The sequence below is a fragment of the Klebsiella terrigena genome (assembly GCF_012029655.1).
GTDB classification, from domain to species: Bacteria; Pseudomonadota; Gammaproteobacteria; order Enterobacterales; family Enterobacteriaceae; genus Klebsiella; species Klebsiella terrigena.
Genome location: NZ_CP050508.1, coordinates 2,063,844 through 2,078,567, shown reverse-complemented (window position 1 = coordinate 2,078,567; position 14,724 = coordinate 2,063,844). Strand labels below are relative to the sequence as shown.

The 14,724-nt window shown below is 56.4% G+C and carries 11 protein-coding genes and 1 pseudogene; 7 read left to right on the top strand and 5 right to left on the bottom strand.

The annotated features are described in order from the left end of the window. Positions 1–8: 8 nt before the first annotated feature. Positions 9–1,484 carry a glucose-6-phosphate dehydrogenase gene (gene zwf / locus HCK03_RS09765; RefSeq protein ID WP_041146227.1) on the bottom strand — a complete coding sequence of 492 codons (1,476 nt, stop codon included), beginning with the start codon at positions 1,482–1,484 and terminating at the stop codon, positions 9–11. Positions 1,485–1,804: 320 nt separating this feature from the next. On the opposite strand from zwf, the pseudogene HCK03_RS09760 reads away from it, so the two are divergent. Together HCK03_RS09760 and pyk are read left to right on the top strand one after the other, a co-directional pair. After that, positions 1,805–2,709 (top strand): annotated as a pseudogene (locus tag HCK03_RS09760) (MurR/RpiR family transcriptional regulator). A gap of 125 nt (positions 2,710–2,834) precedes the next feature. Then, positions 2,835–4,277 (top strand): pyruvate kinase, encoded by a 1,443-nt coding sequence (pyk, locus tag HCK03_RS09755; RefSeq protein ID WP_041146228.1) that lies wholly within the window; start codon positions 2,835–2,837, stop codon positions 4,275–4,277. A gap of 101 nt (positions 4,278–4,378) precedes the next feature. Here the strand turns inward: pyk and HCK03_RS09750 are convergent, their stop codons facing one another. After that, positions 4,379–5,713 carry a 2-hydroxycarboxylate transporter family protein gene (locus tag HCK03_RS09750; protein ID WP_041146229.1) on the bottom strand — a complete coding sequence of 445 codons (1,335 nt, stop codon included), beginning with the start codon at positions 5,711–5,713 and terminating at the stop codon, positions 4,379–4,381. Between the two features lie 417 nt (positions 5,714–6,130). On the opposite strand from HCK03_RS09750, the gene HCK03_RS09745 reads away from it, so the two are divergent. The 3 genes from HCK03_RS09745 (at position 6,131) to dcuR (ending at position 9,637) form a co-directional block, all read left to right on the top strand. Beyond that, positions 6,131–7,078 (top strand): AEC family transporter, encoded by a 948-nt coding sequence (locus HCK03_RS09745; RefSeq protein WP_167691493.1) that lies wholly within the window; start codon positions 6,131–6,133, stop codon positions 7,076–7,078. Between the two features lie 84 nt (positions 7,079–7,162). Continuing rightward, positions 7,163–8,848, top strand: a complete 1,686-nt coding sequence (locus HCK03_RS09740) for an NAD-dependent malic enzyme (protein ID WP_167691492.1) — start codon at positions 7,163–7,165, stop codon at positions 8,846–8,848. 69 nt (positions 8,849–8,917) lie between these two features. Then, positions 8,918–9,637 carry a two-component system response regulator DcuR gene (gene dcuR / locus HCK03_RS09735; RefSeq protein ID WP_167691491.1) on the top strand — a complete coding sequence of 240 codons (720 nt, stop codon included), beginning with the start codon at positions 8,918–8,920 and terminating at the stop codon, positions 9,635–9,637. Between the two features lie 51 nt (positions 9,638–9,688). Here dcuR and lpxM read toward each other — a convergent pair whose 3' ends face one another. From lpxM to znuA, 3 genes are all read right to left on the bottom strand, one after another. Continuing rightward, positions 9,689–10,663 carry a lauroyl-Kdo(2)-lipid IV(A) myristoyltransferase gene (gene lpxM / locus HCK03_RS09730; protein WP_041146233.1) on the bottom strand — a complete coding sequence of 325 codons (975 nt, stop codon included), beginning with the start codon at positions 10,661–10,663 and terminating at the stop codon, positions 9,689–9,691. Between the two features lie 128 nt (positions 10,664–10,791). Then, positions 10,792–12,111, bottom strand: coding sequence for a murein DD-endopeptidase MepM (gene mepM / locus HCK03_RS09725; RefSeq protein ID WP_041146234.1), 1,320 nt, complete (start codon positions 12,109–12,111; stop codon positions 10,792–10,794). A 15-nt stretch (positions 12,112–12,126) separates the two neighbouring features. Further along, positions 12,127–13,071 (bottom strand): zinc ABC transporter substrate-binding protein ZnuA, encoded by a 945-nt coding sequence (gene znuA / locus HCK03_RS09720; RefSeq protein ID WP_167691490.1) that lies wholly within the window; start codon positions 13,069–13,071, stop codon positions 12,127–12,129. Positions 13,072–13,149: 78 nt separating this feature from the next. Here znuA and znuC point away from each other — a divergent pair, with 78 nt between their 5' ends. Further along, entirely contained in the window at positions 13,150–13,902 is a 753-nt protein-coding gene (gene znuC / locus HCK03_RS09715; protein WP_041146236.1) for a zinc ABC transporter ATP-binding protein ZnuC, read from the top strand. Beyond that, the gene (gene znuB, locus HCK03_RS09710) at positions 13,902–14,687 is read left to right on the top strand and encodes a zinc ABC transporter permease subunit ZnuB (protein WP_041146237.1); all 786 of its coding nucleotides are present in this window, start codon (positions 13,902–13,904) and stop codon (positions 14,685–14,687) included. Before znuC ends, znuB begins: the two co-directional genes overlap by 1 nt. Positions 14,688–14,724: the final 37 nt, after the last annotated feature.

The window sequence follows — 14,724 nt, the reverse complement described above, 5'->3', positions numbered from 1 at the left end:
ACGAGCGCTTACTCGAATTCGTTCCACGAACGCCCGTCGCGGGTGATCATCGCCACCGAGGCAACCGGTCCCCAGGTCCCCGCCTGATAAGGCTTCGGCGCATCGCGGTCGGCGGCCCAGGCTTCGGTAATGGAGTCAACCCACTTCCACGCCTCTTCCACCTCATCCCGGCGCACGAACAGTGCCTGGATCCCACGCATGGTTTCCAGCAGCAGACGCTCGTAGGCGTCGGCGAGGTGCGTTTGATTGAAGGTTTCCGAGTAGCTCAGATCCAGCTTGGTGATCTGCAGATTATGCTTGTGGTCAAGGCCCGGCACTTTGTTGAGCACCTGGATATCGACGCCTTCATCCGGCTGCAGGCGAATGGTCAGCTTGTTCTGCGGCAGCTCCTGCCAGTTCTCTTTGAACAGGTTCAGCTCCGGCGTCTTGAAGTAAACCACGACTTCAGAGCATTTGGTCGGCAGACGTTTACCGGTACGCAGGTAGAACGGCACGCCGGCCCAGCGCCAGTTGTCGATATCAACGCGGATCGCCACGAAGGTTTCGGTATTGCTGGATTTGTTCGCGCCCTCTTCTTCAAGGTAGCCCGGCACTTTTTTACCCTGTGCAAAGCCCGCGGTGTACTGGCCGCGTACCGTTTTCTCACGCACGTTGGCGCGATCGATACGACGCAGCGACTTCAGGACCTTAACTTTCTCATCGCGGATGCTATCTGCGCTGAGGTCCGACGGCGGGGACATGGCTATCATGCACAGGATCTGCAGCAGGTGGTTCTGGATCATGTCGCGCATCTGCCCGGCCTGATCGAAGTAGCCCCAGCGTCCTTCAATACCCACCTCTTCCGCTACGGTTATCTCAACGTGATCGATGGTGCGGCAGTCCCAGTTATTGACGAACAGGGAGTTGGCGAAGCGCAGCGCCAGCAGGTTGAGGACCGTTTCTTTACCGAGATAGTGGTCGATACGATAAACCTGGCACTCTTCAAAGAATTCACCGACCTGATCGTTGATCTCGCGGGAGGTGTCAAGAGAGGTTCCCAGCGGTTTTTCCATCACCACGCGCGCCGGCTTAGCGTTCAGCTTCGCTTCGCCAAGGCCTTTGCAGATGGCGCCAAAGGTGCTTGGCGGCATGGCAAAGTAGTTGATGGTGACACGATTTTTCTGGTCGAGCATTTTGCCCAGACGGGTAAAAGCTTTGGTGTCGTTAACATCAAGATTGCAGAACTCCAGGCGCCCGCTCAGGGTATCCCACAGCGCTTCATCAATCTTTTCCTTCATGAAGGTTTCCAGCGCTTCACGAACTACCTTGGTGTAAGCATCTTTATCCCAGTCAGCGCGTCCGACCCCGATGATGCGGGTATCCGGGTTGATCTGGCCAGCCTTCTCAAGCTGATACAGGGAAGGCAACAATTTACGACGCGCCAGGTCACCCTTCGCGCCGAAAATGACCAGATCGCATGCCTGGGCCGTTTGCGTTACCGCCATGTCATTCTCCTCAGTTGATAGTCTGGTGCTTATGCCAGGCTATAATTTGTAATTTTCTTACACTGCACTGTACTGTGTTTACGATTTTCCCGAAAGCCTCGGCCCCCCTTTCCAGGCGCTAAACCGCACGAGGAGAAAACTTCAGGCGACAATTTGGGCAGACGGCTAATATTGTTCGTTGTTTCGACCGGTTATCAGTTAATAAAATACGACTCTGATCATGTAATGAAAAAAAACAACATTTTTTTAGGTCATTCCTCCCCGCTGACGATTGCGGAGGGGTATATTCTTGCTAAAACGCCTGATGATTTCACCCATTAATGAAATCGCTTCCATTGATGAGCGCCTTGTTACCATGAATATGCTGGAAAAAATTCAGTCCCGGCTGGAACACCTTAGCAAATCCGAACGCAAAGTGGCCGAGGTCATTCTTGCGGAGCCCGCGCAGGCCATCCACTCAAGCATTGCCGCGCTCGCCCTGGAAGCCGGCGTCAGCGAACCCACCGTCAACCGCTTTTGCCGCAGCCTTGAAACCCGCGGCTTCCCTGATTTTAAACTGCATCTGGCGCAAAGTCTGGCGCACGGCACCCTCTATGTTAACCGCAATGTCGATGAAGACGACAGCGTAGAGTCTTACACCGGAAAAATTTTCGAGTCCGCGATGGCCAGTTTAGATCAGGTCCACCATTCTCTCGATATGTCCGCGGTTAATCGTGCCGTCGATCTTTTAACCCAGGCGAAAAAAATCGCCTTCTTCGGCCTCGGCTCCTCGGCCGCCGTGGCCCATGACGCGATGAATAAATTTTTTCGCTTCAACGTGCCGGTTATCTACTCCGATGACATTGTCCTGCAACGCATGAGCTGTATGAACTGCAATGATGATGACGTGGTGGTGATAATTTCCCACACCGGCAGAACGAAAAGTCAGGTTGAGCTGGCGCAGCTGGCCCGTGAAAACGATGCCATGGTTATCGCAATCACCTCGGCGGGAACGCCGCTGGCGCGCGAAGCAACGCTCTCCATTACGCTTGATGTTCCCGAAGATACCGATATTTATATGCCGATGGTCTCGCGCCTCGCCCAGCTGACCCTCATCGACGTGCTGGCTACCGGCTTTACCCTGCGCCGCGGCGCAAAATTCAGAGATAACTTGAAGAGGGTCAAGGAAGCGTTGAAAGAATCGCGTTTTGATAAAGAACTGCCCGTACACAGCGACAACCCATAAAACCAGATAATAAGTAGTGACCCATTACACCTTCGGTTACGTTTCAGCATAGCAATTTTACCGGCTGGCACGACCGATTCCATGTTCACGCAACACCAAAGTTGTTTTAGTCAACGGAGTATTACATGTCCAGAAGGCTTCGCAGAACCAAAATCGTTACCACCTTAGGCCCGGCAACCGACCGCGACAACAACCTGGAAAAGGTTATCGCTGCAGGCGCTAACGTCGTACGTATGAACTTCTCTCACGGTACCCCGGAAGATCATCAGATTCGCGCGGATAAAGTCCGCGTCATCGCGGCCAGACTGGGCCGCCACGTGGCCATCCTCGGCGACCTGCAGGGGCCGAAAATTCGCGTATCGACCTTCAAAGAAGGCAAAATTTTCCTCAATATCGGCGATAAATTCCTGCTGGACGCCGAGCTTGGCAAAGGCGAAGGCGACAAGGAAAAAGTCGGTATTGACTATAAAGGGCTGCCGGCGGACGTCGTGCCTGGCGATATCCTGCTGCTTGACGATGGCCGCGTTCAGCTGAAAGTGCTGGAAGTTCAGGGTCTGAAGGTCTTCACCGAAGTCACCGTCGGCGGACCGCTGTCCAACAATAAGGGCATCAACAAGCTGGGCGGCGGCCTCTCCGCCGAAGCGCTGACCGAAAAAGACAAAGCCGACATCCTCACCGCAGCAAAAATTGGCGTCGACTATCTGGCCGTCTCCTTCCCGCGCTGTGGGGAGGATCTGAACTACGCTCGCCGCCTGGCGCGTGAAGCGGGCTGCGACGCGAAGATCGTGGCGAAAGTGGAACGTGCGGAAGCCGTTTGCGATCAGGACGCGATGGACGACGTTATTCTCGCCTCCGACGTCGTAATGGTCGCCCGTGGCGATCTGGGCGTCGAGATCGGCGATCCGGAGCTGGTGGGTATTCAGAAGGCCCTGATCCGCCGCGCCCGTCAGCTGAATCGCTCGGTCATCACCGCCACCCAGATGATGGAGTCGATGATCACCAACCCGATGCCGACTCGTGCAGAAGTCATGGACGTAGCCAACGCCGTGCTGGACGGCACCGATGCGGTGATGCTTTCTGCTGAAACCGCAGCCGGCCAGTATCCGTCTGAAACCGTTGCCGCTATGGCCCGCGTCTGCCTCGGCGCGGAAAAAATCCCTAGCCTCAACGTCTCCAAACACCGTCTGGACATTCAGTTCGACAACGTGGAAGAAGCGATTGCCATGTCGGCGATGTATGCCGCGAACCACCTGAAAGGTGTAACCGCTATCATCACCATGACCGAATCCGGCCGCACCGCGCTGATGACCTCGCGCATCAGCTCCGGCCTGCCGATTTTTGCCCTCTCCCGTCATGAACGTACTCTCAACCTGACCGCGCTGTACCGCGGCGTGACGCCGGTTCATTTTGACAGCACCAACGATGGCGTTGCCGCCGCTCACGATGCGGTAAACTTGCTGCGTGATAAAGGCTATCTGGTCTCTGGCGACCTCGTTATCGTCACCCAGGGCGACGTGATGAGCACCATCGGTAGCACTAACACCACGCGTATCCTGACCGTCGAATAAGCCATCGCGCTACCGACCCCGCGTACTACATACCTGCCGGCGTAACGTCGGCAGGTATTTTTTTATCCCGGCTGTGCGCGGGCGCTCGCCGGGCAAAAGCATCACACCACCCAGTTCATCAGCAGCGTGGCGGCAATCACCGTCGACGCCCCGCCGATACGGGTCGCAATCTGTGCAAACGGCATCAGCGACATTCGGTTAGAGGCCGACAGGATCGCAACGTCTCCGGTCCCGCCGAGGCCGCTATGGCAGCTGGTGACGATCGCCGCTTCCACGGGGTACATATTGAGGCGCGAGGCAATAAAGAACCCGCTCAGCGCCATGGCGATAACAATCGACCCGCACACCACCACGTAGCCGACGGAGAATACCGCGACCACGCTTTCCAGCGGCACGTACAGCATCCCAAGCCCGATCATCAGCGGCCACACCAGCGCCGCGGAGACAAATTTGTAGCAGCTGTAGGCACCGACCTCCATCGCCGCCGGGATCGCTTTGGTATATTTACAAATGACGGCGGCAAGGATCATCAGCACCGGGCCGGGAATATGCACCAGCTTCTCCAATAGCCCGCCGACGATGAAAAAGGCGCAAATCATCAGCAGCCCGCCGCCCATCAGCTGAAAGTCGGTTTGCTGCGGGCCCTGGGCCTGAGTGAAGACGCTGTTATCCTCATGGCTGCGGATCAGCATCCCGCTCCCGGACAGCTCGGGGCGACGAACGCCCAGCCTCGCCAGTACTCCGGCGCAAATAATCGCAAAGATGTTGCCGACGACCGCGGCCGGAGCCAGCTGCGCAACGTAGACGTCGGGGGTTTGCCCAAGGATCGCCGAATAGGCCAGCGAAAGCGGGAGAATGCCCTCGCCGATCCCTCCGCCGATGATCGGCACGATAATAAAGAAAAAGGTGTGGTACAGGCTGTAGCCAAACAGCGTCCCCACCAGCAGGCCGGTGAGGATGGCGACAACCGTCCCGACAACCAGCGGGACAAACATTCTGACCATCCCCTGAATCAGGATCACCCGATTCATCCCCAGGATGCTGCCCACCACCAGGCAGGCAATAACGAAATAAAGCAGATTGGCTTCTTTCATCAACAGATGCACCGTCGCCAGGGTGTGCGGGGCAAACATTTCAAAATAGACCAGCGCCGAAGGCACCATCAGACACAGTATCGCCGGGCCACCGATATCTTTCAGTATCGGGACCATGCGGCCGATTTTGGCAAACGCAAAGCCCAGGGTCATAATCACCGCCAGGCCACCGATCATATTTTTGGGCAATACGTTGGCGTAGGCGGCAACGGCCACAACGATCGCTATACCGACGAACAGCACCAGCGGAACGGACCCCACTTCCGCATTCCCCAGAATTCTGAGCGCGGGTCGGGCAGGCAGTGAATTTTCAATAGGATGATTTAGTGAATTATTTTCCATCTTTCACCTGACTTTTTATAAATAGCTATGTAGAGGCACAAATAACAGCAATGTTATTCAACCAGAATAAAATGAGAATAAAATAGTGCACGAGCGTATTGAGCCTAAAAAAAGTAGCACAGCCATTGAACATAAAAAAGCCATGCGCCATTTTGCGTGGTGGTTTTGTGATTGACCTTGAATCTCAACTTTAAGTAATTTAAGTCGGCCTTTTGTAATTAAAATTATTGCCGCGGATATTTTTAACCGCCCTTAATGAAAACATCAAGTTACCGTCCATTGTATATTTGTAAGTAAAGTCCTCGGCGTAAAAGTATTTAAAGAAAACAGACTGTGATTTCTATCACCCTGCAGCATACGAGGGATTGTTAGATTAAAAAAACAGTAGCCGTAGACCATACTTTATCAGGACACCCTATGCCTTCACTATTATTACAATCACTGTTCCCGCTGGTGTTTATCATGCTGCTCGGATGGATCAGCGGCAAGCTCGGCTATACCCGTCGAGAAGATGCTACGGTTTTAGCGACCGTGGTTATTCGCTTCGCCCTGCCCTTTCATCTCTTTATTGGCGCCTTAAACACCAACCCCGATAAAATTAAAAACTTTACTTTTATGGCGGTGCTGGTTATTGGCCTGATGGGCTCTTATTTTCTGACCCTGCTGCTTTCACGCTACGTGTTCCGCCACGATATCAAGACCAGCGCGATCCAGTCCCTGGTCTGCTCGTTCCCCGACATGGCCTATTTTGGCGCGCCGGTGCTGGCGGTGCTTATCGGGCCGGAAGGCTTCCTTGGCGTGCTGATCGGTAATCTCATCACCAGCGTGTTTATGATCCCGCTGACGATTATCCTTATTCGCCTCGGCGATAAAAACGCCGCGCCGCAGGGGTCGGAGCTGAACCCCGCGATGCTGGTATGGCAAAACCTGATGAAGGCGGTCAGAAACCCGATTGTCTGGATCCCAATATTAGGCGTCCTGTTAAGCCTTGCCGGAATAAAACTGCCGCACCTCCTGAGCGCCCCGATTGAAATGGTCGGTAAAATTGCCGGCGGCCTCTCCCTGTTTGCCCTCGGCCTGCTATTTTACGGCGAACGCCCGGCGTTTAATCGTCAAATATGTACCAATATTGGAATTAAAAATCTGATCCAACCGGGAATGATGGCGGCGGCCGGGCTGGCTCTGGGCCTGAGCCATAGCCTAATGCAGCAGGTTATTATTATCGGCGCCACCCCATCCGCAATTGCCGCAGGAATGTTTGCCCTGCGCAGCGATACCTATATTGAATCAGCATCCTCATCGATTTTAATCGGCACCGCTCTCGGCGTGGTGACGGAGGGCATAATGATCTATTTAATTTCCTAAATTATGCCCGGCGGTCTCTGCGCTATTACTTAGCTATAAATTTTTGATCGGTATTTTTGCATAATACATATTCAGGAGTAACCCATGTTAAACCAGGACACTATTTACACTCCCTATAACGGCTCCGTATTACTGGAAAACCCGTTACTTAATAAAGGGCTGGCATTTACCGACGGCGAACGCGATGCCTTTGGCCTGCACGGTTTTCTGCCGCAAAAGGTGGAAACAATTGAGGAGCAAACGGCAAGAGCCTGGGAACAGTTTTGTCAGTTTAAACGCGATATTTCACGCCACGTCTATCTGCGCAATATTCAGGATACTAACGAGACCTTGTTTTATAACGTTCTGCGCACGCATATGACCGATACCCTGCCTATCGTCTATACCCCGACGGTCGGCGAGGCCTGTGAACACTTTTCGGAAATTTATCGCCGCGCCAGGGGCCTGTTTATTTCCTGGCCGGACCGCCACCAAATTGATGAGATGCTGCAAAGCTTCTCGCGCAACGATATCCGCGTCATCGTGGTCACCGACGGCGAGCGCATTCTCGGCCTCGGTGACCAGGGCGTTGGCGGGATGGGGATCCCGATTGGCAAACTTTCGCTCTACACCGCCTGCGGCGGTATTCATCCGGCCTCTACCCTGCCGATCATGCTCGACGTTGGCACCAATAACGCGCAGCTGATCGACAATCCGCTCTATATGGGCTGGCGCCACCCGCGCATCGACGACGACAGCTACCTCGAGTTTATGGATATGTTTATTGAAGCGGTGAAGCGCCGCTGGCCTGACGTGCTGCTGCAGTTCGAAGATTTTGCCCAAAAGAACGCCACCCGCCTCCTGCAGCGCTATCGCGATCGGCTGTGCTGCTTCAACGATGATATTCAGGGTACTGCCGCCGTGACAACGGGTACCCTCATCGCGGCCGCCCAGGCGGCCGGCAGTCGCTTATGCGATCAGCGCGTGGTCTTCTTAGGCAGCGGCTCCGCGGGCTGCGGTATCGCGGAAAAGATCGTGGCGATGATGGTCGATGACGGGCTGTCCGAGCACGAGGCCCGCGGCCGGGTGTTTATGGTCGATCGCTGCGGCCTGCTGACGGACGCGATCCCCGCGTTGCTCGATTTCCAGCAAAAGCTGGTCACCCCCCGACACAGCATTGCCCACTGGGAGGTCGACACCGGCCCCGTCTCGCTGCTCGACGTTGTGCGCCATGCGCATCCGACGGTACTGATCGGCGTTTCAGGGCAGCCCGGTCTGTTCAGCGAAGAGATTGTCAAAGAGATGCACCGGCACTGCGCCCGCCCGATTATCATGCCGCTCTCGAACCCAACCTCTCGCGCCGAGGCCCAGCCAGCGGATCTGATCGCCTGGACAGAGGGCGCCGCGCTGGTCGCCACCGGCAGCCCCTTTGCCCCGGTGGTTTACGCGGGTAAAACCTACGATATTGCCCAATGCAATAACGCCTATATCTTCCCCGGCCTCGGGCTCGGCGTGCTGGCCGGCAAGGTCGAGCGGATAACGGAAAAGATGCTCACCGCCGCAAGCCGCACCCTGGCCGCTCACTCCCCGCTGGCAGCGGCGGAAAGCGGCGGGCTGCTGCCGCCGGTGGCGGAGATCGAGACGATATCGCGCGCCATTGCCCTGGCTATCGCGAAGGTCGCCCAGCAGGAGGGCGTGGCGCCGCAGCTCAGCGAAGAACAGCTGCTTGCCCGCATCGAACAAACCTACTGGCAGGCGCGCTACACCACCTATAAACGCTCATCGTTCTGAAAAAACGGGTCCGGCTGGTAATGTGATATCCGGGAGGCAGATAGCCTCCCGGCCTTAAGAGAGGCCTGCGTGATAAATGTCCTTATTATCGATGACGATCCGATGGTCGCTGAGCTAAACCGCCTGTTTCTCAGCCGGCTTAGCGGCTTTTGCTGCTGCGGCATCGCCCCGACCCTCAGTGAAGCGCAGCGCATTATCAGCGAACGGCCGCAGGGCATTGACCTGATCCTGCTCGATGTTTACATGCATAAGGAGAACGGGCTGGACCTGCTGCCGGCGCTGCGCCGGTCGGCGCATGATATTGACGTCATCATGATCACCTCCGCCGCCGACGCGCTCACCGTGCAGAGCGCAATGCGCTACGGGGTGGTGGATTACCTCATCAAGCCCTTCCAGTTCTCCCGCTTTGAAGAGGCGCTGATCGCCTGGAGCCACAAGCGTAGCCAGCGCTACACCACTTCTTGTTACCAGCAGTCGGACATTGACGACCTGCTCAATCACGCTTCGCGGCAGCGCACGGAGAGCCGTCGCCTGCCAAAAGGCCTGACCGCCGAAACGCTGCGCACGGTGTGTCGCTGGATAGGCGCGCATCCTGAAGCCGAGTTTTCAACCAATGAGCTGGCGGCGCAGCTGGATATTTCCCGGGTATCCTGTCGCAAGTATCTGCTCTGGCTGGCGCAGATCGATATTCTGCACACCAGCAACCACTACGGCGCCACGGGGAGGCCGGAGTATCGCTATCGGCTGGTTGTGGAACATGACTCACTGCTCAAACAATTTAGCCACTGACGCGCTGGCGTGCAGTGGCTAAATAATCGTTACCTTGAGCGACAGGCGGCGCTATTTTTTCTTCGGAAAGAGCTCTTTGCGCTTATAGGGTTCGATTTCGCCGGGTTTGCGGGTCTTCAGCAGCTTGAGGATCCAGGTGTACTGCTCGGTATGCGGCTTGACGAAAATTTCCACCTCTTCGTTCATCCGCCGGGCAATCGTATTGTCATCGGCCTCCAGCAGGTCGTCCATCGGCGGGCGTACCAGCACCGTCAGACGATGGGTTTTGCCATCATAGACCGGGAACAGCGGAACCACCCGCGCCCGACAGACCTTCATCAGGCGGCCGATAGCCGGCAGCGTGGCTTTGTAGGTGGCAAAGAAATCCACGAACTCGCTGTGCTCGGCGCCGTGATCCTGATCGGGTAGATAGTAACCCCAGTAGCCCTGACGCACCGACTGGATAAACGGCTTGATGCCGTCATTGCGCGCGTGCATGCGCCCGCCAAAGCGGCGGCGGACGGTATTCCACACGTAATCGAATACCGGATTGCCCTGATTATGGAACATCGCCGCCATTTTTTGTCCGCCGGACGCCATCAGCATGGCCGGGATATCCACGCCCCAGGCGTGCGGCACCAGGAAGATCACCTTCTCGTTATTACGCTGCATCTCGTCGATGATCTCTTTTCCCTGCCAGTCGACGCGGGAAAGAATGCGCTGCGGATCGCGCAGGCCCAGCTCTGCCATCATGACCATCGCCTGAGGCGCAGAGGCGTACATCTCATCAATAATCGCTTCGCGCTCCTGCTCGCTCTTTTCCGGAAAACAGTACAGCAGGTTTATCTGCGCGCGGCGGCGCGAGCTTTTGGCCAGCCTGCCGACAAAGCGCCCCAGCTTACCGAGAACCGGATCGCGGAACGACGGGGGCGTCAGCGCAATCCCCGCAAAGGCAATAACGCCCAGCCACGCGCCCCAGTAGCGCGGGAGTAAAAAGGATTTCTCAAATTTTGGAATAAACTCAATATTATTTTTTTTCGTTTCCATGCCCGATCCGCAAAAATGGTGCTGAATAAAGATAAGGAGATACTTAAGGCTATAGTTTAGCGACACGTTGGGGAAGGTACAAAAGAAAAAGCCGGCGCGCGCTGGCACCGGCTTTTAATAACAGCGCGTTAGTCGAATCGCAGCTGCGGCATGACTTCTTTCACCTGCGCCAGATAATCCGTGCGGTCGGAACCGCTCAGCCCTTCCGTACGCGGCAGTTTCGCCGTCAGCGGGTTGACCGCCTGCTGGTTAATCCATACTTCATAATGCAGATGTGGCCCGGTAGAGCGGCCGGTATTGCCCGACAGCGCAATGCGGTCACCGCGCTTCACCTTCTGCCCGGGTTTCACCAGCAGCTTACGCAGGTGCATATAGCGGGTGGTGTAGGTACGGCCGTGGCGCACGGCAACGTAGTACCCCGCCGCGCCGCTGCGTTTGGCCACCACCACCTCGCCGTCACCGACGGAAAGTACCGGCGTGCCCTGCGGCATCGCGAAGTCTACGCCGCGGTGTGGCGCGACGCGCCCGGTCACCGGATTGAGGCGACGCGGGTTAAAGTTTGACGATACGCGGAACTGGCGCGCGGTGGGGAAGCGCATAAAGCCCTTCGCCAGGCCGGTACCATTACGATCGTAGAACTTGCCGTCTTCGGCACGGATGGCGTAGTAATCCTTGCCGTCTGAACGTAAACGCACGCCCAGCAGCTGGCTCTGCTCCCGCTTGCCGTTAAGCATTTCGCGCGACATCAGCACCGAGAACTCGTCGCCCTTTTTCAGCTTGCGGAAGTCCATCTGCCACTGCATGGCTTTAATAACCGCGCTGACTTCGGTACTGGTAAGGCCCGCGTTACGCGCGCTGGAGACGAAGCTGCCGCCAACGGTGCCTTTCAGCACGTTGTTGACCCAGTCCCCTTCCTGCAGCTCGCTGCTCATCTTGAAGCCGTTACCCACGCGATTATAGGTGCGGGTTTCGCGACGGGACATTTCCCAGGTCAGGCTTTGCAGATCGCCATCCGCCGTCAGGCTCCATGAGAGCTGTTGGCCAATCTTGAGGTTGCGCAGCTCTTTATCAGCGGTCGATAAAAGGGAGATATCGCCCATTTCGATACCGTACTGATTGAGGATGCTGCTGAGCGTATCGCCGGTTGATACGACGTACTCATGGCCGCCTGAATCGCCGTCGGCCTTATCGTCCAGCTCATCCTGAGGGATTGCTTCTTCCTCCTGCGCGGCCTGATCGATAGGTTCAGAGGCCTCCGGCAGCAGGGAACGGATTTCGCTTTTTTCCAGCTCAATCGTTCTGACGATAGGGGCTGATTCGTGGTGGTAGATGTACGGCCGCCAGACGGCGACCGCTAAGGTTAGAACGCTCAACGACCCCAGCATTACGCGGTGAGGTCGTGGCAAATTGTTAAATGCCTGAGTGACAGCGCGGGCTATCTGTTGCACGTATTCACTTCCTCGTTAATCTCCTTTCAGGCAGCTCGAATACTGGTTCGCCAGCTGGTGCAGGAACTGCGGATAACTTTCTTTACCCAGCTTAATTCCTGTACCCAGCGGATCGAGGGTTCCCATGCGCACGGAGGTACCTCTGGCAACAGCTTCTATAACGGCTGGCCTGAACTGTGGCTCAGCAAAAACGCAGGTCGCTTTTTGCTCAACCAGCTGTGTTCTGATTTCGTGTAAACGCTGCGCACCAGGCTGAATTTCAGGGTTGACGGTGAAATGACCAAGCGATGTCAGACCGTAGTGTTTTTCAAAGTAGCCGTAGGCGTCATGAAAAACGAAATACCCTTTTCCTTGCAGCGGTGCCAGCTCGTGACTCACCTGTTTATCGGTCGAGGCTAATTTTGCCTCAAACTCCTTCAGGTTAGCGTCAAGTTTGGCTCGACTCTGCGGCATAAGTTCCAATAATTTATCGTGGATTGCAACCGCCGAAAGCCGCGCTATCTCTGGGGATAACCACAGATGCATGTTGTATACGCCGTGATGGTGATCGTCGTCACTTTTTCCACCTGCAGCGTGATCGTGGCCGTCGTGGTCATCGTCGTCATCCGCGCCTTTCATGAGCAGCGGTTTCACGCCGTCAAGCTGGGCGATCGTCACCTTTTTGTTTGGCGCAATGCTTTGCGTTGACTTATCCATAAAGGCTTCCATCTCAGGGCCAATCCACACCACTAAGTCTGCGTTCTGTAAGCGTTTTGCATCTGAAGGGCGCAGAGAATAGTCGTGCTCGGAGGCGCCATCTGGCAGCAGCACCTGGGTGTCGGTGACCCCGTCAGCGATAGCGGAAGCGATAAAGCCAAGAGGTTTCATTGAGGCAACCACGGCGGCATTCGCCGCGGAGGTCTGGGTGAACAAAAAAACGGCGCTAAGTCCAGCGCAAAGAAGCGTATTTTTATGTAACATAATGCGTCTAATCGTCGTAATGAATGAGAAAGATGTGATATTATAACATTCACTAGCTTGTGCAACCCTTAATTTGACATGACAAATCTTGTAACTTTGCAAAACGTCTCGGTGGCCTTCGGCCAGCGACGCGTGCTGTCTGACATTTCGCTCACGCTTAAGCCAGGCAAAATTTTGACCTTACTTGGCCCGAACGGCGCCGGTAAATCCACGCTTGTACGGGTCGTTCTCGGACTGGTAGCACCAACTGACGGTGTTATCAAACGAGAGGGAAAGCTGCGCATTGGCTATGTCCCACAAAAATTACACCTCGATGCCACGATGCCGCTCACCGTCAGCCGCTTTTTACGCCTGCGTCCGCAGACGCGTAAGCAGGATATTCTGCCGGCGCTGAAGCGTGTCCAGGCCGGACATCTTATTGATGCCCCGATGCAGAAACTCTCCGGAGGCGAAACGCAGCGCGTGCTGCTCGCGCGGGCGCTGTTAAATCAGCCGCAGCTGCTGGTGCTTGATGAGCCGACGCAGGGCGTCGACGTCAACGGCCAGGTGGCGCTGTATGACCTGATCAACCAGCTGCGCCAGGAGCTTAACTGCTCGGTGCTGATGGTCTCCCACGACCTGCACCTGGTGATGGCGAAAACCGATGAAGTGTTGTGCCTGAATCAGCATATCTGCTGCTCCGGCACGCCGGAAGTGGTCTCGATGCACCCGCAGTTTATCTCGATGTTCGGCCAGCGCGGCGCGGAACAGCTGGGTATTTATCGTCACCATCATAATCACCGCCACGACCTGCAGGGGCGGATTGTACTGCGTCGGGGAAATGACCGCTGATGATTGAACTACTGTTACCCGGCTGGCTGGCCGGGGTGATGCTCGCCTGCGCCGCCGGCCCGCTGGGCTCGTTTGTTGTCTGGCGCCGGATGTCCTATTTTGGCGATACCCTCGCCCACGCCTCGCTGCTCGGCGTCGCTTTTGGCCTGCTGCTCAACGTCAACCCCTTCTACGCCGTTATCGCCATCACGCTGCTGCTGGCGGCCGGGCTGGTATGGCTGGAGAAGCGCCCTCACCTCGCCATTGATACGCTGCTGGGGATTATGGCCCACAGCGCGCTGTCGCTGGGCCTGGTGGTGGTCAGCCTGATGTCGAACGTCCGCGTCGACCTGATGGCCTACCTGTTTGGCGATCTGCTGGCGGTGACGCCGGAGGATCTGATCTCAATCGCCATTGGCGTGGCAATTGTGCTGGCCATTTTGCTCTGGCAGTGGCGCAACCTGCTGTCGATGACGATCAGTCCCGACCTGGCGTTTGTTGACGGCGTGAAGCTACAGCGGGTGAAGCTGCTGCTGATGCTGGTCACCGCCCTGACTATCGGCGTGGCGATGAAGTTTGTCGGAGCGCTGATCATCACCTCGCTGCTGATCATCCCCGCCGCCACGGCGCGCCGCTTTGCGCGTACGCCGGAGCAGATGGCGGCTATCGCCGTTGGCATCGGGGCGATCGCGGTAACCGGTGGACTGACCTTCTCGGCGTTCTACGACACGCCGGCCGGCCCGTCGGTGGTGCTGTGCGCTGCGGTGCTGTTTATCTTCAGCATGATGAAGAAAGCGGCCGCCTGAGCACTCTGACTCTTCTTCCGGTAGCGCTGCGCTGAGC

Bases quoted from the DNA above. Each gene is read 5' to 3' on its own strand.
- znuC (WP_041146236.1), top strand. From the start codon at position 13,150: ATGACAAATCTTGTAACTTTGCAAAACGTCTCGGTGGCCTTCGGCCAG.
- HCK03_RS09745 (WP_167691493.1), top strand. From the start codon at position 6,131: ATGCCTTCACTATTATTACAATCACTGTTCCCGCTGGTGTTTATCATG.
- HCK03_RS09750 (WP_041146229.1), bottom strand. From the start codon at position 5,713: ATGGAAAATAATTCACTAAATCATCCTATTGAAAATTCACTGCCTGCC.
- znuB (WP_041146237.1), top strand. From the start codon at position 13,902: ATGATTGAACTACTGTTACCCGGCTGGCTGGCCGGGGTGATGCTCGCC.
- lpxM (WP_041146233.1), bottom strand. From the start codon at position 10,663: ATGGAAACGAAAAAAAATAATATTGAGTTTATTCCAAAATTTGAGAAA.
- pyk (WP_041146228.1), top strand. From the start codon at position 2,835: ATGTCCAGAAGGCTTCGCAGAACCAAAATCGTTACCACCTTAGGCCCG.
- HCK03_RS09740 (WP_167691492.1), top strand. From the start codon at position 7,163: ATGTTAAACCAGGACACTATTTACACTCCCTATAACGGCTCCGTATTA.
- znuA (WP_167691490.1), bottom strand. From the start codon at position 13,071: ATGTTACATAAAAATACGCTTCTTTGCGCTGGACTTAGCGCCGTTTTT.
- zwf (WP_041146227.1), bottom strand. From the start codon at position 1,484: ATGGCGGTAACGCAAACGGCCCAGGCATGCGATCTGGTCATTTTCGGC.